General features: G+C 44.7%; 16 protein-coding genes and 1 pseudogene. 10 read left to right on the top strand and 7 right to left on the bottom strand.

Translation table 11 applies throughout. The features are described 5' to 3' along the window. The first annotated feature begins 58 nt into the window (after positions 1–58). From xerD to lpdA, 7 genes are all read left to right on the top strand, one after another. Positions 59–967 carry a site-specific tyrosine recombinase XerD gene (xerD, locus tag P4S58_RS01695; RefSeq protein ID WP_102968057.1) on the top strand — a complete coding sequence of 303 codons (909 nt, stop codon included), beginning with the start codon at positions 59–61 and terminating at the stop codon, positions 965–967. 11 nt (positions 968–978) lie between these two features. Then, positions 979–1,734 carry a bifunctional protein-disulfide isomerase/oxidoreductase DsbC gene (gene dsbC / locus P4S58_RS01700; protein WP_102968058.1) on the top strand — a complete coding sequence of 252 codons (756 nt, stop codon included), beginning with the start codon at positions 979–981 and terminating at the stop codon, positions 1,732–1,734. Positions 1,735–1,794: 60 nt separating this feature from the next. After that, a complete protein-coding gene (gene recJ, locus P4S58_RS01705) occupies positions 1,795–3,534 on the top strand; it encodes a single-stranded-DNA-specific exonuclease RecJ (protein ID WP_102968111.1) in 1,740 nt (579 codons plus the stop codon). A 351-nt stretch (positions 3,535–3,885) separates the two neighbouring features. Beyond that, complete coding sequence (pdhR, locus tag P4S58_RS01710; RefSeq protein ID WP_102968059.1) at positions 3,886–4,656, top strand: pyruvate dehydrogenase complex transcriptional repressor PdhR; 771 nt, start codon at positions 3,886–3,888, stop codon at positions 4,654–4,656. A gap of 52 nt (positions 4,657–4,708) precedes the next feature. Then, a complete protein-coding gene (gene aceE / locus P4S58_RS01715; protein ID WP_102968060.1) occupies positions 4,709–7,369 on the top strand; it encodes a pyruvate dehydrogenase (acetyl-transferring), homodimeric type in 2,661 nt (886 codons plus the stop codon). Positions 7,370–7,388: 19 nt separating this feature from the next. Continuing rightward, entirely contained in the window at positions 7,389–9,269 is a 1,881-nt protein-coding gene (gene aceF, locus P4S58_RS01720; RefSeq protein WP_102968061.1) for a pyruvate dehydrogenase complex dihydrolipoyllysine-residue acetyltransferase, read from the top strand. A 248-nt stretch (positions 9,270–9,517) separates the two neighbouring features. After that, positions 9,518–10,942 (top strand): dihydrolipoyl dehydrogenase, encoded by a 1,425-nt coding sequence (gene lpdA, locus P4S58_RS01725; RefSeq protein ID WP_102968062.1) that lies wholly within the window; start codon positions 9,518–9,520, stop codon positions 10,940–10,942. Between the two features lie 80 nt (positions 10,943–11,022). On the opposite strand, the gene P4S58_RS01730 is transcribed toward lpdA, so the two are convergent. After that, positions 11,023–11,631: a LuxR/HapR/OpaR family quorum-sensing transcriptional regulator gene (locus P4S58_RS01730; RefSeq protein WP_102954093.1), complete on the bottom strand. Its 609-nt coding sequence runs from the start codon at positions 11,629–11,631 to the stop codon at positions 11,023–11,025. 309 nt (positions 11,632–11,940) lie between these two features. Here P4S58_RS01730 and hpt point away from each other — a divergent pair, with 309 nt between their 5' ends. Then, positions 11,941–12,471 (top strand): hypoxanthine phosphoribosyltransferase, encoded by a 531-nt coding sequence (gene hpt, locus P4S58_RS01735; RefSeq protein WP_042484511.1) that lies wholly within the window; start codon positions 11,941–11,943, stop codon positions 12,469–12,471. 71 nt (positions 12,472–12,542) lie between these two features. Here hpt and can read toward each other — a convergent pair whose 3' ends face one another. Continuing rightward, positions 12,543–13,211 (bottom strand): carbonate dehydratase, encoded by a 669-nt coding sequence (gene can, locus P4S58_RS01740; protein WP_102954094.1) that lies wholly within the window; start codon positions 13,209–13,211, stop codon positions 12,543–12,545. A gap of 514 nt (positions 13,212–13,725) precedes the next feature. Between can and P4S58_RS01745 the strand changes: the two genes are divergently transcribed. Together P4S58_RS01745 and P4S58_RS01750 are read left to right on the top strand one after the other, a co-directional pair. Next, entirely contained in the window at positions 13,726–14,637 is a 912-nt protein-coding gene (locus P4S58_RS01745; RefSeq protein WP_042484507.1) for an ABC transporter ATP-binding protein, read from the top strand. Positions 14,638–14,646: 9 nt separating this feature from the next. Continuing rightward, a complete protein-coding gene (locus P4S58_RS01750) occupies positions 14,647–15,417 on the top strand; it encodes an ABC transporter permease (protein ID WP_042484505.1) in 771 nt (256 codons plus the stop codon). A gap of 114 nt (positions 15,418–15,531) precedes the next feature. Here the strand turns inward: P4S58_RS01750 and panC are convergent, their stop codons facing one another. The 5 genes and pseudogenes from panC to gluQRS all read right to left on the bottom strand — a co-directional run bounded on the left by panC (position 15,532) and on the right by gluQRS (position 20,074). Beyond that, a complete protein-coding gene (panC, locus tag P4S58_RS01755; protein ID WP_102968063.1) occupies positions 15,532–16,398 on the bottom strand; it encodes a pantoate--beta-alanine ligase in 867 nt (288 codons plus the stop codon). Between the two features lie 10 nt (positions 16,399–16,408). Then, a pseudogene (panB, locus tag P4S58_RS01760) lies at positions 16,409–17,202 on the bottom strand (3-methyl-2-oxobutanoate hydroxymethyltransferase). A gap of 36 nt (positions 17,203–17,238) precedes the next feature. Then, positions 17,239–17,721 carry a 2-amino-4-hydroxy-6-hydroxymethyldihydropteridine diphosphokinase gene (gene folK, locus P4S58_RS01765; protein WP_102968064.1) on the bottom strand — a complete coding sequence of 161 codons (483 nt, stop codon included), beginning with the start codon at positions 17,719–17,721 and terminating at the stop codon, positions 17,239–17,241. Next, positions 17,718–19,094: a polynucleotide adenylyltransferase PcnB gene (gene pcnB / locus P4S58_RS01770; RefSeq protein WP_337164485.1), complete on the bottom strand. Its 1,377-nt coding sequence runs from the start codon at positions 19,092–19,094 to the stop codon at positions 17,718–17,720. Before pcnB ends, folK begins: the two co-directional genes overlap by 4 nt. Positions 19,095–19,183: 89 nt before the next feature. Next, complete coding sequence (gene gluQRS / locus P4S58_RS01775) at positions 19,184–20,074, bottom strand: tRNA glutamyl-Q(34) synthetase GluQRS (protein ID WP_042484490.1); 891 nt, start codon at positions 20,072–20,074, stop codon at positions 19,184–19,186. Positions 20,075–20,175: the final 101 nt, after the last annotated feature.

Genomic DNA, 20,175 nt, shown 5'->3' on the forward strand with positions numbered 1-20,175 from the left:
TAGTGGCTATTTGGCATATTGTCGATATCTCGCATAATGATAAGAAAAAGAGGAATACGTGTCGGAATTATTTTTGCCTGACCAAGGAATCATGGAGCAGTTCTTAGATACTCTTTGGCTGGAAAGAGGCTTGTCAGAAAATACGGTAGTTTCTTACCGTAATGATTTAACAAAGCTTTTAGGCTGGATGAATAAGAATAACTACCGTCTGAACTACATCAGTTTATCGGGTCTGCAAGAGTATCAAACATGGTTAATTGACCAAGACTACAAGCAGACCTCGCGTGCGCGAATGCTCTCTGCAATACGTCGTTTGTTTCAATATCTGCATCGTGAAAAAATCCGCAGTGATGATCCAACGGCTTTAATGGTCAGTCCGAAACTGCCTAAACGCTTGCCGAAAGATTTGACTGAAGATCAAGTCGAAGCGCTGCTCAATGCCCAAGATCTGAATGACCCCGTTGAACTTCGAGATAAAGCTATGCTGGAGCTGCTTTATGCGACAGGGCTGCGTGTAACAGAACTGGTATCTCTGACCACAGAAAATATCAGCCTGCGCCAAGGGGTTGTGCGTGTAATCGGTAAAGGCGGAAAAGAGCGCCTGGTTCCGATGGGAGAAAACGCCATTGAGTGGATTGAAACTTTTTTCCATCAAGGGCGGTCTGAATTATTAGGTCAACAAACCTCAGACGTGGTCTTCCCGAGTAAACGAGCGCAGCAGATGACCAGACAAACGTTCTGGCACCGAATCAAACATTATGCGGTGATTGCTGGCATTGATGTTGAGAAGCTTTCACCGCACGTTTTGCGTCATGCTTTTGCGACTCATTTGTTGAATCACGGCGCGGATTTACGTGTGGTACAGATGCTTTTGGGGCATAGTGACTTATCGACAACCCAAATTTATACTCATGTTGCAACTGAGCGACTTAAACAAATACATAGTGAGCACCATCCAAGGGCTTAAAGGTGATTTTAATGAGCGTATTACGCCGACTGACTTTATCTCTCTTACCATTATTCGCTTTAGCTGGTTTTTCAGCAGGCTCTTCTGCGGCGACCGATATTGATAAAGAAGCTTTCATCAGCAAATTTGAAAAACTGGGAATGCCTGTAATTGATGTTGTGCCTTCTTCGATTGACGGCTTGGTTGAAGTTAATACCGAAGGCGGTGTGTTATTTGCGTCTCCTGACGCCAAGTACCTGATTGCCGGCACACTTTATGAGCTGAGTGAAGACGGCTCTTATGTTGATGTGATGGCAAAACGCCAAGCACCAATCAATGCTGAAAAAATTGCTCAATTCAGAGACAGCATGATCGAATACAAAGCGGATAATGAAAAATACGCTGTGACTGTGTTTACCGATATCACCTGTGGTTACTGTGTTCGTCTGCATCAAGAGATGAAGGAATACAACAAGCGCGGTATTACCGTTCGCTATCTGGCTTTCCCTCGTCAGGGACCAAGTGGACAAGTCGCTGACAATATGGCGAAAATCTGGTGTGCGGCAGACCCTGCATCAGCGATGCACAGTGCAAAAGTGACCCGTGAGCCCGCCGAAGTCGCGCAAGGTAAAAATCTCGCTCAATGTAAAAAAATGATCACTGACCATTATCAACTAGGCCGTCAGTTAGGTATTAGCGGTACACCAGCCATATTCTTACCTTCGGGCGATATGGTGGGCGGTTACTTGCCTCCTGCACAACTTGAACAACGCCTACAACAGCAATAATTACTGAGGATACAGGCTTGAGGAGACTCAAGCCTGCGCATGTATGACAGAAATCCAGCCATGATCGAAATTCAACGCAGACCAGAACCTGATTTATCTCTTCTTCCTGATTCTATTCCGCCCATCTTAAAACGTGTTTATTTAAACCGTGGCGTTACTGATTTAGAACAATTGAATAAAGCCGCTAAGGCATTGCATTCATACCAAAAGTTGCACGGTATCGAGCAGGCGGTTGAACTTTTATATCAAGCAATTAAAGAGCAAACGCGCATCATCATTGTTGGTGATTTTGATGCCGATGGTGCGACCAGCTCTGCGCTTTCGGTACTGGCTTTGCGTATGCTTGGCAGCCGTAATGTGGATTATCTGGTTCCGAACCGTTTTGAAGATGGATACGGATTAAGCCCCGAAGTGGTTGATCAGGCGATCAGCTTAGGTGCTGAGATGATCATGACTGTCGATAACGGTGTTTCTTCAATCGAAGGCGTCCGTTATGCCAAACAAAAAGGTTTGCAGGTATTGGTAACAGACCACCACTTGCCGGGAAATGAACTTCCTGAAGTGGATGCGATGGTGAACCCAAACCTTCAGCAGTGTGCTTTCCCTTCAAAAGCATTGGCGGGTGTGGGCGTTGCTTTCTACCTGATGATGGCTTTATGTGTACATATGCGCAAAGTCGGCTACTTTACCGAACAAGGTATGCAAGAGCCTAAATTGATGGAACTGATTGATTTAGTCGCTTTAGGTACAGTTGCTGACGTAGTCGCACTCGATGAAAACAACCGCATTCTGGTGCACCAAGGTTTACAGAGAATTCGTGCTGGCTTGGCAAGACCTGGAATTCAGGCGCTTATTGAAGTTGCTAAGCGTGATGCGAGCAAACTGGTGGCATCAGACTTTGGTTTTGCGCTTGGTCCACGTATTAATGCTGCTGGCCGTTTGGATGATATGTCGTTTGGGGTTGAGCTTCTGCTGTGTAACAACATCCATGCTGCGCGCAGAATGGCAAGCGAACTGGATGGTTTAAACCAGACTCGTAAAGATATCGAAGAGGGGATGAAGCAAGAGGCGATGGCCTTTTGTGAGCGCCTAGAGTTTGGTAAAGACAGTGAACTGCCGTATGGCTTAGTGCTGTTCCAAAGAGACTGGCACCAAGGCGTTATCGGTATTCTGGCTTCGCGCATCAAAGAGCAATATCACCGCCCTGTGATTGCTTTTGCTGATGGTGGAAATGGTCTGATTAAAGGTTCTTGCCGTTCTGTTGCTGGGCTGCATATGCGTGATGCGTTGGACAAAATTGATACTCAGAATCCGGGTGTCATCAAAAAGTTCGGTGGACATGCGATGGCAGCAGGCTTGACGATCGCTGAAAAAGACTTCGAGCGCTTTTGTAAATTGTTCGATGAAGTGGTTCGCCAAGAGCTTGATGATGCGATGCTAAAAGGGGTGATTCTGACCGATGGTGAACTCAAACCTGAAGAATTTTCGATGCATACCGCAGAGACACTGCGTGCTGGTGGTCCATGGGGACAAGCATTCCCAGAGCCGATTTTTGACGGTGAATTTAAAGTGTTGCATCAAAAACTAGTGGGAGAAAAGCATCTCAAGTTGATGCTTGAACCGCTACATAAAGGTCATCCAACCAATATTATGATTGATGGAATAGCCTTCAATATTGACCTGCGACGTTGGCCCGACGCTTCAGTGAAAACGGTTCGGTTAGCGTACAAGTTGGACATCAATGAGTTCCGCGGAAATCAGTCTTTACAATTAATGATCGACCATTTAGAAGCTAAATAAACTTAACATTTCAATAACTTTTCTCTTTGGCGGCTTGGTTTAGAGCCGCCTTCAACCCCTCAAGTATTTGTGATTCCAATCTTAAAAAACTCGTTGCGTCATTCATGCAATGAATTGGTAACACTAATTACCCATAACTTCAGTTCTGTATCTATTTTGTAATTGGTCTGACCAATGATGTATTGAAAAATAATTTTTATTGTTAATAAAGTATTTCCAATGTCTGTGTTTTATGATTTGGGTCAATAATTGACTGGACACTAACACGTTGGATATGTTAATTTCTTCGTCAATTTGAAATTGGTATTACCAATTGCCAGCAAGGCATAAAGAGTAGAAGAATAATAAATTATGGCTTATCAAAGGATTCGTCAGCCGAAACTCTCTGATGTTATTGAACAAGAGTTGGAACGACTGATTATTGAAGGAACTCTGTCCCCAGGACAGCAACTGCCACCAGAACGCGAGTTAGCTAAACAGTTTGAAGTTTCTCGTCCATCGGTTCGTGAAGCTATTCAACGCTTAGAAGCTAAACGTCTACTGACCCGTCGCCAAGGTGGCGGTACGTTCGTCAGTGAGCATATTTGGAAAAGTTTCTCTGATCCTCTGCTAAATTTATTGTCAAACCATTCAGAAACTCAGCTGGACTTGCTTGAAGCACGACACGCATTAGAAGGTATTTCAGCCTACTTTGCTGCTTTACGTGGTACAGCAGAAGATTTTGCTCGTATTCAATCAAGTGTATTGAAGATTGGCGAAGCCCAAGAAAAGCACGATTTTGAAGCAGAAGCTTCAACCGTAATGGAGTTTTTAATTGCCATTACCGAAGCGACCCACAATGTGGTCATTCTGCATATCGTTCGTAGCCTTGCGCCTTTGCTAGAGCAAAACATTTTACAGAATTTTAAATTACTCCGTCACCGCCCTGAAGCGGTTGAGAAAGTAAACAAGCACCGAGCTAACATCGTGGATGCGATTGTTTCTGGTAAGCCTGATACGGCGCGCGAGATGTCACATTCTCATTTAGCTTATATTGAAGAAACATTGTTGGAACTGACCCGAGAACAGTCTCGTCGTGAGCGTTCTTTACGTCGTATCCAACAGGGTAATGAGCCGCAGTAAGCGGTTTATTGCGATTATAAATAGAATCCAACCAATAGAAGGATAGATCGCCATGTCCGACATGAAGCATGACGTAGACGCACTGGAAACTCAGGAGTGGTTAGCTGCCCTTGAGTCAGTTGTTCGTGAAGAAGGTGTAGAGCGCGCGCAGTTCATTCTTGAAGAAGTGCTAGAAAAAGCTCGTTTAGATGGTGTTGATATGCCTACTGGCGTTACAACAAATTACATCAACACGATCCCAGCAGCACAAGAGCCAGCATATCCGGGTGACACAACGCTAGAGCGTCGTATTCGCTCTATCATCCGTTGGAACGCAATCATGATCGTTCTACGTGCATCTAAGAAAGATTTAGAGCTAGGCGGCCACATGGCGTCTTTCCAATCTTCGGCTGCATTCTACGAAACTTGTTTCAACCACTTCTTCCGTGCTGCGAACGAGAAAGATGGCGGCGACTTGGTTTATTACCAAGGTCACATTTCTCCAGGGATCTACGCACGTGCATTCGTTGAAGGTCGTCTAACTGCTGAGCAACTAGACAACTTCCGTCAAGAAGTAGACGGTAAAGGTATTCCTTCATACCCACACCCTAAATTGATGCCTGAGTTCTGGCAATTCCCAACGGTTTCTATGGGTCTTGGTCCAATCTCTGCTATCTACCAAGCTCGTTTCCTTAAATACCTAGACGGTCGTGGCCTAAAAGACACTTCTGAGCAACGTGTATATGCGTTCCTAGGTGACGGTGAGATGGATGAGCCAGAATCACGCGGTGCTATCTCTTTCGCTGCTCGTGAAAAACTAGACAACCTATGTTTCCTAATCAACTGTAACCTACAGCGTCTAGACGGCCCTGTTATGGGTAACGGTAAGATCATTCAAGAACTTGAAGGTCTGTTCAAAGGTGCTGGTTGGAACGTAGTGAAAGTTATCTGGGGTAACAACTGGGATTCTCTACTAGCAAAAGACACTAGCGGTAAGCTTCTTCAACTGATGAACGAAACTATCGACGGTGACTACCAAACATTCAAATCTAAAGATGGCGCATACGTACGTGAGCACTTCTTTGGTAAGTACCCAGAAACTGCAGCTCTAGTTGCAGATATGACTGACGACGAAATCTTCGCACTTAAGCGTGGTGGTCACGAGTCTTCTAAACTGTACGCAGCATTCAAAAATGCACAAGACACTAAAGGTCGTCCAACTGTAATCCTAGCGAAAACAGTTAAAGGTTACGGCATGGGTGAAGCGGCAGAAGGTAAGAACATCGCGCACCAAGTTAAGAAGATGGATATGACTCACGTTCTACACCTACGTGATCGTCTAGGTCTTCAAGACATCCTAACTGACGAAGCAGTGAAAGAACTTCCATACCTAACTCTGGAAGAAGGTTCGAAAGAATACGAATACTTACACGCACGTCGTAAGGCTCTTAAAGGTTACACGCCTAAGCGTCTACCTAACTTCACGAAAGAGCTAGTTATTCCGCCTGTTGAAGATTTCCAACCTCTGCTTGAAGAACAGAAGCGTGATATTTCTACAACAATGGCGTTCGTACGTACTCTAAACGTGCTGCTTAAAGATAAAAACATCGGTGAGAACATTGTTCCTATCATCGCTGACGAAGCACGTACATTTGGTATGGAAGGTCTGTTCCGTCAAATCGGTATCTACAACCCGCACGGTCAGAACTACACACCTCAAGACCGCGACATCGTTTCTTACTACAAAGAAGCAACGTCTGGTCAGGTACTACAAGAAGGTATCAACGAACTAGGTGCTATGTCTTCATGGGTTGCTGCTGCAACTTCATACAGCACTAACGATCTACCAATGATCCCGTTCTACATCTACTACTCTATGTTCGGTTTCCAACGTGTTGGTGACATGGCATGGATGGCTGGTGACCAACAAGCTCGTGGTTTCCTACTAGGTGCAACAGCAGGTCGTACAACGCTAAACGGTGAAGGTCTACAACACGAAGACGGTCACTCACACATCATGGCTGGTACTGTACCGAACTGTATCTCTTACGACCCAACATTCGCATACGAAGTTGCGGTAATCATGCAAGACGGTATCCGTCGTATGTATGGTGATCAAGAGAACGTGTTCTACTACCTAACTCTGATGAACGAAAACTACGCAATGCCAGCAATGCCAGAAGGCGCTGAAGAAGGCATCCGTAAAGGTATCTACAAGCTAGAAACTTACGCTGGTAACAAGGCGAAAGTTCAGCTGATGAGCTCTGGTACTATCATGAACGAAGTACGTAAAGCGGCTCAAATCCTAAGCGATGACTACGGTATTGCTTCTGACGTTTACTCTGTAACGTCTTTCAACGAAGTGACTCGTGATGGTCAAGCGGTAGAGCGTTACAACATGCTTCACCCAGAAGCACAAGCACAAGTACCTTACATCCAAACTGTAATGGGTACTGAGCCTGCAATCGCTGCGACTGACTACATGAAGAACTACGCTGAGCAAGTACGAGCGTTTATCCCAGCTGAATCATACAAAGTACTGGGTACTGATGGCTTTGGTCGTTCTGACAGCCGTGAGAACCTACGTCGTCACTTCGAAGTGAACGCAGGTTACGTTGTGGTTGCAGCTCTAAGCGAACTAGCGAAACGTGGTGATGTTGAGAAATCTGTGGTTGTTGAAGCAATCAAGAAATTCGACATCGACACTGAAAAAACAAACCCGCTATACGCTTAATTGAAGGTAGGAAAGAATAATGGCAATCGAAATTAATGTACCAGACATCGGTGCGGATGAGGTTGAAGTTACTGAGATTCTTGTAAGCGTTGGCGACAAGGTTGAAGAAGAACAATCTCTTATTACGGTAGAAGGCGACAAAGCTTCTATGGAAGTACCAGCTTCTCAAGCGGGTATCGTAAAAGAAATCAAAGTTGTTGCTGGCGATAAAGTAACAACTGGTTCACTGATCATGATCTTCGAAGAAGCGGGCGCAGCTGCGCCTGCTCCAGCGGCAGAAGCGGCTCCAGTAGCTGCACTTGCAGCTACTGGAGCAAGTGAACTGAAAGAAGTTTGTGTACCGGATATCGGTGGCGACGAAGTTGAAGTGACTGAAATCCTAGTTGCTGTTGGCGATTCAATCGCTGAAGAGCAATCTCTACTGACAGTAGAAGGTGACAAAGCTTCAATGGAAGTACCTGCACCATTTGCTGGTACTCTAAAAGAAATCAAAGTTGCAGCTGGCGATAAAGTATCAACTGGCTCACTAGTGATGATCTTTGAAGTTGCAGGTTCAGGCGCAGCAGCTCCTGCACCAGTTGCAGCGGCAGCTCCGGCAGCGGCACCAGCAGCATCTGGCGTTAAAGAAGTTAACGTTCCAGATATCGGCGGCGATGAAGTAGAAGTCACTGAAATCATGGTAGCAGTTGGCGACACAGTAACTGAAGAGCAATCTCTGATTACTGTTGAAGGCGACAAAGCTTCTATGGAAGTACCTGCTCCGTTTGCTGGTACGGTTAAAGAAATCAAAGTTGCAGCTGGCGATAAAGTATCAACTGGCTCATTGATCATGGTGTTCGAAGTAGCCGGTGCAGCTCCTGCGCCAGCAGCACCAGCTCAAGCAGCGGCTCCTGCGACAGCTCCAGCTCCTAAAGCTGAAGCAGCAAAACCAGCAGCAGCTCCGGCAGCAACTGAATTTGAAGAGAACAACGACTACGCTCACGCTTCACCTGTTGTTCGCCGCCTAGCACGCGAATTCGGTGTAAACCTAGCGAAAGTGAAAGGTTCAGGCCGTAAGAGCCGTATCCTGAAAGAAGACGTACAGAACTACGTGAAAGAGGCACTTAAGCGTCTTGAATCTGGTGCTGCAGCTTCTGGTAAAGGTGACGGTGCAGCTCTTGGTCTACTTCCTTGGCCGAAAGTTGATTTCAGCAAGTTTGGTGAAACTGAAGTTCAACCTCTATCTCGTATTAAGAAGATTTCTGGTGCGAACCTACATCGTAACTGGGTAATGATCCCTCACGTTACACAGTGGGATAACGCAGACATCACTGAGCTAGAAAACTTCCGTAAAGAGCAAAATGCGATTGAAGCGAAGAAAGACACTGGCATGAAGATCACTCCACTTGTGTTCATCATGAAAGCTGTTGCTAAAGCGCTTGAAGCGTTCCCTGCATTTAACTCTTCTCTTTCTGAAGATGGCGAAAGCTTGATTCTGAAGAAATACGTGAACGTAGGTATCGCGGTTGATACGCCAAACGGTCTAGTTGTTCCAGTATTCAAAGACGTGAACAAGAAAGGCATTTACGAGTTGTCTGAAGAATTAGCAGTAGTGTCTAAGAAAGCTCGTGCAGGTAAGCTGACTGCAGCAGACATGCAAGGCGGCTGTTTCACTATCTCTAGCCTAGGTGGCATTGGTGGCACTGCATTCACGCCAATCGTGAATGCGCCAGAAGTAGGTATCCTTGGTGTATCTAAGTCTGAAATGAAGCCTGTTTGGAACGGTAAAGAGTTCGAAGCTCGCCTACAACTTCCACTATCTCTATCATACGACCACCGTGTGATCGATGGTGCTGAAGGTGCACGCTTCATCACTTACTTGAACAACTGCCTAAGCGACATTCGTCGTCTAGTGCTGTAATCAAAAAGAGACAAGGCGGCAATAGCCGCCTTGATTCAGTATTTATCCAACCGATTTGAAAAGGCAGTTTTCTTGAAAATGGAAAATTTCCTGCATTTGAATTGTTGGCTAGCTCACAGGCTAAATGGATTTACTTTTCACACCATTAACATCTCTGTAAACTGTTGCGGTCTGAAAAATAAACGTATTATACAAAAAGATATCATACCCACTCAGCCTGTTAGGGATATTGACTACAAGAGGTCGAAATGAGCAAAGAAATTAAAGCCCAAGTTGTTGTACTTGGTGCAGGTCCTGCTGGTTACTCCGCTGCATTCCGTTGTGCAGACTTAGGTCTGGAAACTGTACTTGTTGAACGCTACAGCACTCTTGGCGGTGTATGTTTGAACGTGGGTTGTATCCCATCAAAAGCACTGTTACACGTAGCAAAAGTTATCGAAGAAGCAAAAGCACTTGCAGAACACGGTATCGTATTTGGCGAACCTCAAACGGATATCGATAAAATCCGTCTATGGAAAGAAAAAGTAATTAACCAGTTAACTGGCGGTCTTGGTGGAATGGCTAAGATGCGTAAAGTAACGGTTGTTAACGGTTTTGGTAAGTTTACTGGCCCTAACACTATCGAAGTGGAAGGTGAAGACGGTAAAACAACAGTAAACTTCGACAACGCTATTGTTGCTGCAGGTTCTCGCCCAATCAAGCTTCCATTTATTCCACATGAAGATCCACGTATTTGGGACTCGACTGATGCTCTTGAGCTGAAAGAAGTACCTGGAAAACTGTTGATCATGGGTGGCGGTATTATCGGCCTAGAAATGGGTACGGTATACCACGCACTAGGTTCACAAATCGACGTAGTTGAAATGTTCGACCAAGTGATCCCTGCTGCGGATAAAGACATCGTTAAGGTTTACACCAAGCGCATCAAAGACAAGTTCAACCTGATGCTAGAAACGAAAGTAACAGCAGTTGAAGCGAAAGAAGACGGTATCTACGTTTCAATGGAAGGCAAAAAAGCACCAGCGGAAGCTGAGCGTTACGATGCTGTTCTTGTTGCTATCGGTCGTGTACCAAATGGTAAGCTTCTTGATGCAGAGAAAGCGGGTCTTGAAGTTGATGAGCGTGGCTTCATCAATGTAGACAAGCAAATGCGTACTAACGTACCTCACATCTTCGCTATCGGTGACATCGTTGGTCAACCAATGCTTGCTCACAAAGGTGTTCACGAAGGTCACGTTGCTGCAGAAGTTATCTCTGGTAAGAAACACTACTTCGATCCTAAAGTTATTCCTTCAATTGCGTACACTGAGCCAGAAGTTGCCTGGGTTGGTAAGACTGAGAAAGAAGCGAAAGCTGAAGGCATCAACTACGAAGTTGCAACATTCCCTTGGGCAGCATCAGGCCGTGCAATCGCGTCTGACTGTGCAGATGGTATGACTAAGCTAATCTTTGATAAAGAGACTCACCGCGTTATTGGTGGTGCTATCGTTGGTACTAACGGTGGCGAACTACTAGGCGAAATCGGTCTTGCTATCGAGATGGGTTGCGATGCTGAAGATATCGCTCTAACTATCCACGCTCACCCAACTCTACACGAGTCTGTAGGTCTAGCGGCGGAAGTGTTTGAAGGTACAATTACTGACTTACCAAACGCAAAAGCTAAGAAGAAATAATTCTTCTTGAGAGACAAAAAACCGCTGAATATTCAGCGGTTTTTTTATATCTAAACGTTAAGTTTGCTATCAACGGCTAGCTATTTATAGATACACAGCATATCCATGTAGGTGTTCGCTAACTGGTTGATGCTCTCTTTGTCTTCCACTCGGTTTGCCTGAACAAACAATGAGTAGCAAAGACCGTGGAACAGCATAGTTAGTTCTTCTGGATCATGCTTATCGCACACTTCACCACGTTCAATCGCTTTGCTGAAGATGTTCTTCACCAGCATTTGATTGGTTCGGTTGGTCGACATAAAGAGTGGCCATACTTCATCACGAGTTGAAGCACTCCATTCAAACCATACTTTTAGCCAGTAGCAATCCTGATAACTGATTTCTACTAGCTCTTTGGTGATGTTGCTTAGGTTTTCTTTGGCTGGTAAGTCTAAATCAATATTATCGGTTAAGAAGTTAGAGAATTGACGAACCACGTGAGTAAGAACTTCATCCACCAAGTCTTCTCGAGTAGGGAAGTAGTTGAATACCGTAGCTACTGAGACTTGAGCGATTTCAGCGATATCAGCATGTCCGCCACGGCCAATGCCGCGTCTGGCGAAAACCTCTAGCGCGATTTCCATTAGTTGAAGTTTACGTTTCTGGGGAGATAGCCGTGTTCTCGGGCGTTTCTCAATAGATGCGTCCATAGTTGTAAGTCCTGCCATTTTCGTTGTTACGTTGTTAGTTGAGTGTTTTCCACTCTAATGATTATTTTGTTAGTTGCTTAAAGCTCTATGAGTGTACTGGTGCATATATTGAAGGTCAATGTTTGAACTAGGTATTCGCTCCCATTATTAAAAATGAGCTTTATCAACAAGTTCAAATTATATAGATATAGGCTCATCATCTAAGGGGAGAAAAGGTTAACTCTGCCGTCCGGCAGTGTTACTATACGCGCCGAATAAATTCTGCGGCGCATCTATTATTGAAATGTGCCCCAAGCAAACGAGAATGGTATGAAGCATACAGTTGAAGTAATGATTTCTGAGCAAGACGTTCAGGAACGTATCCGTGAACTAGGTAAGCAAATCTCTCAACACTACCAAGGCAGCGAAGATTTGGTGCTGGTTGGTTTGTTGCGTGGTTCTTTTGTTTTCATGGCTGACTTGGCTCGCTCAATTGAGCTGATTCACCAAGTAGACTTTATGACAGCATCTAGCTACGGCAACTCAATGACGAGTTCTCGTGATGTTCGCATCCTGAAAGATTTAGATGATGACATCAAAGGTAAAGATGTTCTGCTTGTTGAAGACATCATTGATACCGGCAACACTCTAAATAAAGTGAAAGAAATCCTATCTCTACGTGAGCCTAAATCAATTCATATTTGTACTCTGCTTGATAAGCCTTCTCGTCGCGAAGTGAACGTAGAAGTTTCTTGGGTAGGTTTTGAAATTCCTGATGAATTCGTCGTCGGTGTGGGCATCGATTATGCTCAAAAATACCGTCACTTGCCTTATATCGGTAAAGTTGTTCCTCAAGAATAATCGCCTTTGTTGTTAAAAATGAAAAAGCCCACATCAGTGGGCTTTTTGTGTTCTTAGCTTTTAGTAAGCAATTAGCGACAAAGCAGTTGGTGTTCTGGATTAAGGATCTTTTCCATGGCTTTGTTGTAGCTGTTATTAATGGTTTTGCGAGAGTTGCAGCGTACACCCAAGTACTCTAACTTGCCGTCTTCGATACCATAAACCACACCATGGAGTTCAACCTCTTGGCCTCGCTCCCATGCATTTTGCAGTATGGTCGAGTTCGCAAGATTATGAACTTGCTCTGCTACGTTGATTTCCGCCAATTTGTCAGAACGATCCGTTTCCGGCATCTGTTCAATGTATTTGCGGTGCTTAAAGTACAAATCACGAATGTGCAGTAGCCAGTTGTTGATCAAGCCCAGTTGCGGGTTGTCGATTGAGGCTGTCACACCACCACATCCATAGTGTCCACAAACAATAATGTGCTTCACTTTAAGTACATCAACTGCATACTGAACAACAGAAAGGCAGTTTAAGTCGGTGTGAATGACTTGGTTGGCAACATTACGATGAACGAACAATTCGCCTGAGTATAGACCAGTTAAACGTTCTGCTGGTACACGGCTGTCTGAACAACCAATCCATAGGAAATCAGGATTCTGTCCTTCAGCGAGCTTTGTAAAGTACTCTGGGCGATCAGCTTTAATCGACTCTGACCACTTTGAGTTGTTTTCGAATAGTTGTTTAATCTCTGGCATGTTACTTCCCTTAATGACTATACCCAAGTGTCCTCTAGATACCTGTTCAGCGAGAATTTATTCGATTTTAGTCAAGGCACTGATTTGAAAACATAGTTTCTCTACGTTAAAAATCAGTAACATAGGATAAAAGCGAATAAAACTCGCCCTTCGGGAGCTCATCAACGAGCTAATTTCTGCGTCAAATAACTTTGAAAGGGGTATCCATTCCTGCAGTTATTTAACTCGAACTAAACTCGTTGATGAAGCTCTGAATCCTGTATCTTGAGGGCACTTGGGTATAAACCAACTATACACAATGTCATTCCTTCTATCTCTGACTATTTCGCCTCGAGATTACTCATCTGAGCAGTGTTGAAAATTATCCATGATTGCTATCAATTAACAACATTCAGTTAGCAAGGATATTTAAATGTACTGTTGTGAAGGTTTATGAAAACTATTTAATGCTTGGGGTTGAAAACAGCCGTTAAAATCGGCACATATACGGTATCTCCAAAAAAAGAGCTCCATTATGTACGCATTAGAAATAGATCAGCTGCGTAAAACCTACGCTGGTGGTTTTGAAGCGCTGAAAGGCATCAGTGTGTCTGTCAAAAAGGGCGACTTCTACGCCTTACTAGGGCCTAACGGTGCAGGTAAATCGACGACTATCGGTATCATTTCTTCACTGGTTAACAAGACGTCAGGCAAGGTGAAGGTGTTTGGCTATGACATTGATACACATCTTGAGCAGGCGAAACAACAACTGGGTCTAGTTCCTCAGGAATTTAACTTTAACCAGTTTGAAACCGTAGAGCAGATTGTCATTCAGCAAGCGGGTTTTTATGGTGTCTCCAAAGCGGTAGCCAAAGAAAGAGCAGAGAAGTATCTCACCCAACTGGATTTGTGGGAGAAGCGCAAAGAGCGTGCTCGTAACCTGTCTGGTGGTATGAAGCGCCGTCTGATGATCGCTCGCGCATTAATGCATGAGCCACAACTGCTGATCCTTGATGAACCTACTGCAGGGGTTGATATCGAATTACGTCGCTCTATGTGGGAGTTTTTGAAGAAGATTAATGCGCAGGGTATTACGATTATTCTGACGACTCACTATCTAGAAGAAGCGGAAATGCTGTGTCGTAATATAGGTATCATCAACCGTGGTGAGGTTATCGAAAATACCACCATGAAAGGCTTGTTATCTAAGCTTCATGTTGAAACTTTTGTCTTGGATATCGAAAACGAAAGCCAGTTAACTGAGCTTGATGGTGTCATTTCACAAACCTTGAAAGACGGTTCGCTGGAAATTGAAATCGAAAAAACTGAAGGGCTAAACCACATTTTTAGCCAGCTTACAGAGCAAGGTGTAAGAGTGTTGTCGATGCGTAATAAAGCTAACCGTTTAGAAGAGCTATTTGTTCGAATTGTTCGCGAACAGAGTTAAGGAACCACTATGTATCAAATTTATTGGACAGCTTTTGTTAGCTTGTTAGGTAAAGAAGTCACTCGATTTACGCGAATTTGGGTGCAAACTCTAGTTCCACCAGTAATTACCATGTGCCTCTATTTCATCATTTTTGGTAACTTGATTGGTTCTCGTATCGGTCAGATGAATGGCTTCAGCTATATGGAGTACATCATTCCCGGCTTGATTATGATGTCGGTGATTACTAACTCCTACTCGAACGTAGCGTCTTCATTTTTTAGTGCCAAGATGCAGAAGAATATTGAAGAGTTGCTGGTGGCACCTGTGCCTAACTACGTCATCATTGCTGGTTATGTCATGGGTGGTGTAACTCGTGGTTTGCTGGTCGGTACGTTGGTAACCTTTGTTTCTTTATTCTTTGTGCATCTGAATGTGGAACACTGGGGTGTGATCTTCCTGACCGTATTTATGACCTCGGTCGTTTTTGCATTGGGCGGCTTAATCAATGCTGTGTTTGCAAAAACTTTTGACGATATCTCAATTGTTCCAACCTTCGTTCTTACTCCGTTGACCTATTTAGGCGGCGTATTTTATTCGATCAGCTTGTTGCCAGAGTTCTGGCAAGGCGTGTCAAAGGTTAACCCAATTGTTTATATGGTGAACGCGTTCCGCTATGGCTTCTTGGGTGTGTCAGATGTGGATATTGTCACTTCTTTCAGTGTACTCAGTGTGTTTGTCGTTGTGCTTTACTGTGTCGCTCACTACTTGGTCACTAAAGGTAAAGGTCTGCGCAGTTAATCATTTATCTTCGCAATAACTTATTTAGATGCTCATTTTAGCTCAATAAAAAAGGTCAACGTAAGTTGACCTTTTTCTTTTTAAACCAAAGTATTATGGAATTTAAATATCAGCTTAGCTTTGTTGTTCTGATACGAAATCGACAACTTTATTGTCGATCAGTCTGACTTTACCCAAGAATGCAGACATCAGAATCACGACTTGCTTGGTTTCTTCAGAAACTGGTAGCAAAGTGCGGGAGTCACGAATAAAGATTTGATCCGGTTCTAGACCCGCCGCGCGCAACTGGTCTTGAGCATCGACAACGATAGAATCGTAATCACGACGACCACCGCGTAAAGCGCTGCTGATCCAGTGCATAGTACGGGCAAGCACTGGTGCACGTTGACGTTCGTTTAGAGACAGCAAGTTGTTGCGAGAACTCATCGCAAGACCATCCATCTCACGTACAGTAGGTACGCCGACAATCTCGATATCCATGCATAGGTCTGCAACCATTTGGCGAATCACAGCTAGCTGTTGGAAATCTTTTTCGCCAAAGCAGGCTACATCAGGTTTAACGATGTTAAACAGCTTTGTTACCACAGTGGCGACACCACGGAAGTGACCTGGACGCGAAGCGCCCTCAAGCATGGTTGATAACCCTGGAACTTCAACGGAAGTCTGCTTATCAAGACCATATGGGTACATGATTTCAGGTGTCGGTGTGAATACAATTTCCACGTTTTCACTGGTCAGTTTGTTATAGTCTTCTTCCAGTGTACGAGGGTAACTATTGAGGTCATCCGCGCGTTCAAACTGCATTGGGTTAACAAAGATACTCACGATAACAACATCGGCTAATTCGCGAGCTTTACGCACGAGAGTCAGGTGACCTTCGTGTAAGTTACCCATAGTTGGAACAAACGCCACTTTTCGACCATCACGCTTATACTGTTGGATCTGCTCGCGAAGAGCTGAGATATCAGCATATGTCTGCATGAACTACTCCTTAGGCAATAGTATGTGCTTCATCAGGGAAGCGTCCGGCTTCTACGTCAGCAATGTAAGCTGCAACAGCTTTATGCATGTCGCCTGTTTCAGCAAGGAAATTCTTTGAGAATTTTGGCATGTAATTGGCTGAAATTCCGAACATATCGTGCATCACCAGAATTTGGCCATCAGTGCTGTTACCCGCACCAATACCGATAACCGGTACATCCAAAATTTGGGTAATACGCTCAGCCAAACCAGCAGGTACACACTCAAGAAGAACGATTTGCGCGCCAGCTTCTTGCAGTGCAATAGCATCTTTCACCATACGATCGGCTTGTTCTTGGTCACGGCCTTGAACTTTGTAACCACCAAAGATGTTCACTGACTGAGGCGTTAAACCTAGGTGCGCACAAACCGGTACAGCACGCTCAGTAAGCATTTTAACGGTATCGACTAGCCAGTCACCGCCTTCGATTTTCACCATGTTCGCGCCAGCACGCATGATTTTTGCTGCATTTTCACAAGCTTGTTCAGGCGTTGCGTAACTCATGAACGGCATGTCCGCCATTAGCAAGCAGTTAGGGCTACCTTTACGTACACAACGCGTGTGGTACGCGATATCGTCAACGCTGACGGGTAGAGTGTCAGTCTCACCTTGCAGAACCATACCCAGTGAATCGCCCACTAAAAGAACAGGCATTTCTTGGCTTTCAAATAGTTGCGCGAAGCTCGCGTCATAGGCAGTAGAAGTAGCAAATTTACGACCTTCTTTTTCCACTTCATTAGGTCGTTGATCGTTATTTTTTTCATTGTATGTCCTTACTAAGTCAATTGGTCAGAGCTTGGCTATCGCCAAATGCTCAGCCCATTGAGCGGAACAGATTTAATTAACTCTTGCAGCGAAGTGCCATCAGGAAGTTGCAGCTCAGGTGCGATTTCTGCAAGTGGATAAAGGACAAATTCTCTGACACGCATACCATAGTGAGGTACGGTTAATCGCTCAGAATCGATGGTTTCATTGCCATAAAGCACGATGTCGAGGTCGAGAGTTCTTGGTCCCCAACGCTCATCTTTACGGACTCGTCCTTGTTCCTGTTCAATCGCCTGAGTGCAATCAAGCAGCTCAAGAGGTGTTAATTCTGTCTCAACTGCAACAACAGCATTGATGTAATCGGGTTGATTTTGCGGACCCATAGGTGTGCTGCTGTACAGTGATGAAGCCGCGATAAAACGCGACTTCGGTAACTTGGTTAGTGCTTCAATAGCATTGTTGGCTTGAGTCACAGGGTCGCTGAGATTACTGCCTACTGCGATATACGCTACTGTCATGATGCTGGTTTGCTCTTTTTCTTGCGTGTCGATGGACGACGGCGACGAGTACCAGAAGGCTTAGCAACGCTGTCTAGATCGGCCACCATTGCTTGTCGCATAGTACGACCCGCAGTTTGGAACGTTTGCCACCAATCTGCCAGTTGCTTCACTTCACCATCTTCGACTTCACCATCTTCGACTTCACCGCGCATTTCTAGGAAATCGAAACCAGCTCGGAATTTATTCAGTTCCATCAAACGGAAAGCACGTTTACCGTTACGACGAGGTAGACGTAACTGTAGCTGCCAGATTTCACGCATAGTGGCGGTGTGACGGCGAGGAATCGCAATCGACTTAACCACTTCATCAAGAATCTTGTTGCTCGCTTCCATTACCGCATCGTAGAAGTTGAGGTTATGGCTTTCCATCATCTCTTCTGCGAGTTTTACCATCGGGTACCAGAAAATTGCAGCAAACATAAAGGCAGGGTTAATGCGTTTGCCTTCTTCAATTCGCAGATCCGTCGAATCAAGCACTAAGTCGAGCATGTGCTCTGCCTGTGATGAGTAATCTTCGGTGAAATGACGCGCTATGGTCGGGAATACTTGCTGGAACAGGTTGTACTCACGCATCAGGTGGTATGTTTCCAAACCGTGCCCTGATTGCAGCATTTTCAGCATCTCTTCATAGAGACGAGCAGCAGGAACATCGCGTAATAGTGGTGCCAAATCTTCAATTGGTGCTGCGGTATCTTCTTCGATATCGAAATCCAGTTTTACAGCAAAACGAACCGCGCGAAGCATACGCACAGGATCTTCGCGGTAACGAGTTTCCGGATCACCGATAAGACGAACTAGCCTATCTTCAAGATCTTCCATGCCACCAGCGTAGTCATGGATAGAGTAGTCAGCGATGTTGTAATACATAGCGTTGATAGTGAAGTCACGGCGTTCTGCATCTTCATCAATGGTGCCGTAGACGTTATCACGCAGCAGCATACCAGCTTCTGACTGCACAGCCAGCTGTTTGTTTGTCTCCTGATGATGACCACGGAAAGTGGCAACTTCAATGATGTCACGTCCAAACATGATATGTGCAAGTCGGAAACGGCGACCAATCAAACGACAGTTGCGGAACAACTGACGAATTTCTTCTGGCGTTGCATTGGTAGCGATATCGAAATCTTTTGGTACTTCTTCGAGTAATAAATCTCGAACACCACCACCGACTAGGTAGGCGTCAAAACCCGCACCCTGAAGACGATACAACACCTTTAACGCGTTATCGCTAATCTGCTTACGCGAAATGTTGTGTTCTTGGCGCGTGACGATATTCAAAGCTAAGCTTGGATATATGTGATGTTCGCTTTCTTTTAAGTCGTTGTTATTCATGTATTTTTTACAATGATTGGTGTTGCCTTTTGTGTTGTTCATCTTTTAGATTACAACCCAAACTGGCTGGATTTGCGGCTAATAATAGCTTACAAGGCGTCATTTGAGAATCTTGGTGTGATCTCGATCTGCTGTGGAAGCTGCTCAATATGCCAATTCTTTGTTCCCCAATGGATGATCTCATCAATTCGACCATCAGCGATTTCCTTGGGGAGTTTAAACCCTAAAAACTGCATCGCTTTTATTAGCGTTGGTTTAGGGGTGTTAGGATCGATCGCTGTTGCATGGTTTTGTTTGGATAACTTATTGCCGTTGATGTCCATTGCAAGCGGCAAATGCAGATAGCTTACCGGTGCTTGGTTGAGCGTTTTATACAAGCTGATTTGACGGCCTGTTGGCTCAATCAGATCTGCGCCTCGTACAACCTCTGTGACGCCTTGGTCAATGTCATCAATCACTACTGCTAAGTTATAAGCGTACAAACCATCTCGACGCTTAATAATGAAATCTTCTCTGCTTAGTGCTTCTGGTATTGTCATCTCACCGTGTTTCAGGTCGATGAATGACGCAACCGGATGATCCATGCGTAGTCGCACTGAGCATTCAGAGCGGTTTGTTAACCCTTTACCTCGGCATGTTCCAAGATAGAAGTCACCCGCTGCTTTAATTTGTTTACGCGTGCATTGGCAAAAATAAGCTTGGCCAGATGCGAGCCATTGATCGATTTGCTGTTGATATAAATGGTGGCGCTGACTCTGATAAACAACCTCTCCATCCCACTCTAATCCATACGCCTCTATTGCTTTTAATATAAGGCTGGCGGCGCCGGGCATTTCTCTTGGCGGATCGAGGTCTTCAATTCTTACTAACCACTGGCCAAGTTTCGATTTGGCTTGGAAGTAACTGCCTAAAGCGGCGACTAATGAACCAAAGTGTAATGGCCCAGAAGGAGAAGGGGCGAAACGACCAACGTAACTCATAATGCCTATATTTGCTTAACAAAATGGATAGAAGAAGTGTAAGTATCAAACTTTATGCTGTTATTGGCTATCTTTAGTGACATTTGTGAAAAAATAGCAAA

The organism is Vibrio sp. Hal054 (assembly GCF_037162405.1).
Classification (GTDB): Bacteria; Pseudomonadota; Gammaproteobacteria; order Enterobacterales; family Vibrionaceae; genus Vibrio; species Vibrio diazotrophicus.

Coding starts and splice junctions, on each gene's coding strand:
- panC (WP_102968063.1), bottom strand. CDS start 16,398: ATGCAGACATATGCTGATATCTCAGCTCTTCGCGAGCAGATCCAACAG.
- P4S58_RS01745 (WP_042484507.1), top strand. CDS start 13,726: ATGTACGCATTAGAAATAGATCAGCTGCGTAAAACCTACGCTGGTGGT.
- folK (WP_102968064.1), bottom strand. CDS start 17,721: ATGACAGTAGCGTATATCGCAGTAGGCAGTAATCTCAGCGACCCTGTG.
- aceE (WP_102968060.1), top strand. CDS start 4,709: ATGTCCGACATGAAGCATGACGTAGACGCACTGGAAACTCAGGAGTGG.
- can (WP_102954094.1), bottom strand. CDS start 13,211: ATGCCAGAGATTAAACAACTATTCGAAAACAACTCAAAGTGGTCAGAG.
- pcnB (WP_337164485.1), bottom strand. CDS start 19,094: ATGAATAACAACGACTTAAAAGAAAGCGAACATCACATATATCCAAGC.
- lpdA (WP_102968062.1), top strand. CDS start 9,518: ATGAGCAAAGAAATTAAAGCCCAAGTTGTTGTACTTGGTGCAGGTCCT.
- gluQRS (WP_042484490.1), bottom strand. CDS start 20,074: ATGAGTTACGTTGGTCGTTTCGCCCCTTCTCCTTCTGGGCCATTACAC.
- recJ (WP_102968111.1), top strand. CDS start 1,795: ATGATCGAAATTCAACGCAGACCAGAACCTGATTTATCTCTTCTTCCT.
- dsbC (WP_102968058.1), top strand. CDS start 979: ATGAGCGTATTACGCCGACTGACTTTATCTCTCTTACCATTATTCGCT.
- pdhR (WP_102968059.1), top strand. CDS start 3,886: ATGGCTTATCAAAGGATTCGTCAGCCGAAACTCTCTGATGTTATTGAA.
- P4S58_RS01750 (WP_042484505.1), top strand. CDS start 14,647: ATGTATCAAATTTATTGGACAGCTTTTGTTAGCTTGTTAGGTAAAGAA.
- aceF (WP_102968061.1), top strand. CDS start 7,389: ATGGCAATCGAAATTAATGTACCAGACATCGGTGCGGATGAGGTTGAA.
- hpt (WP_042484511.1), top strand. CDS start 11,941: ATGAAGCATACAGTTGAAGTAATGATTTCTGAGCAAGACGTTCAGGAA.
- P4S58_RS01730 (WP_102954093.1), bottom strand. CDS start 11,631: ATGGACGCATCTATTGAGAAACGCCCGAGAACACGGCTATCTCCCCAG.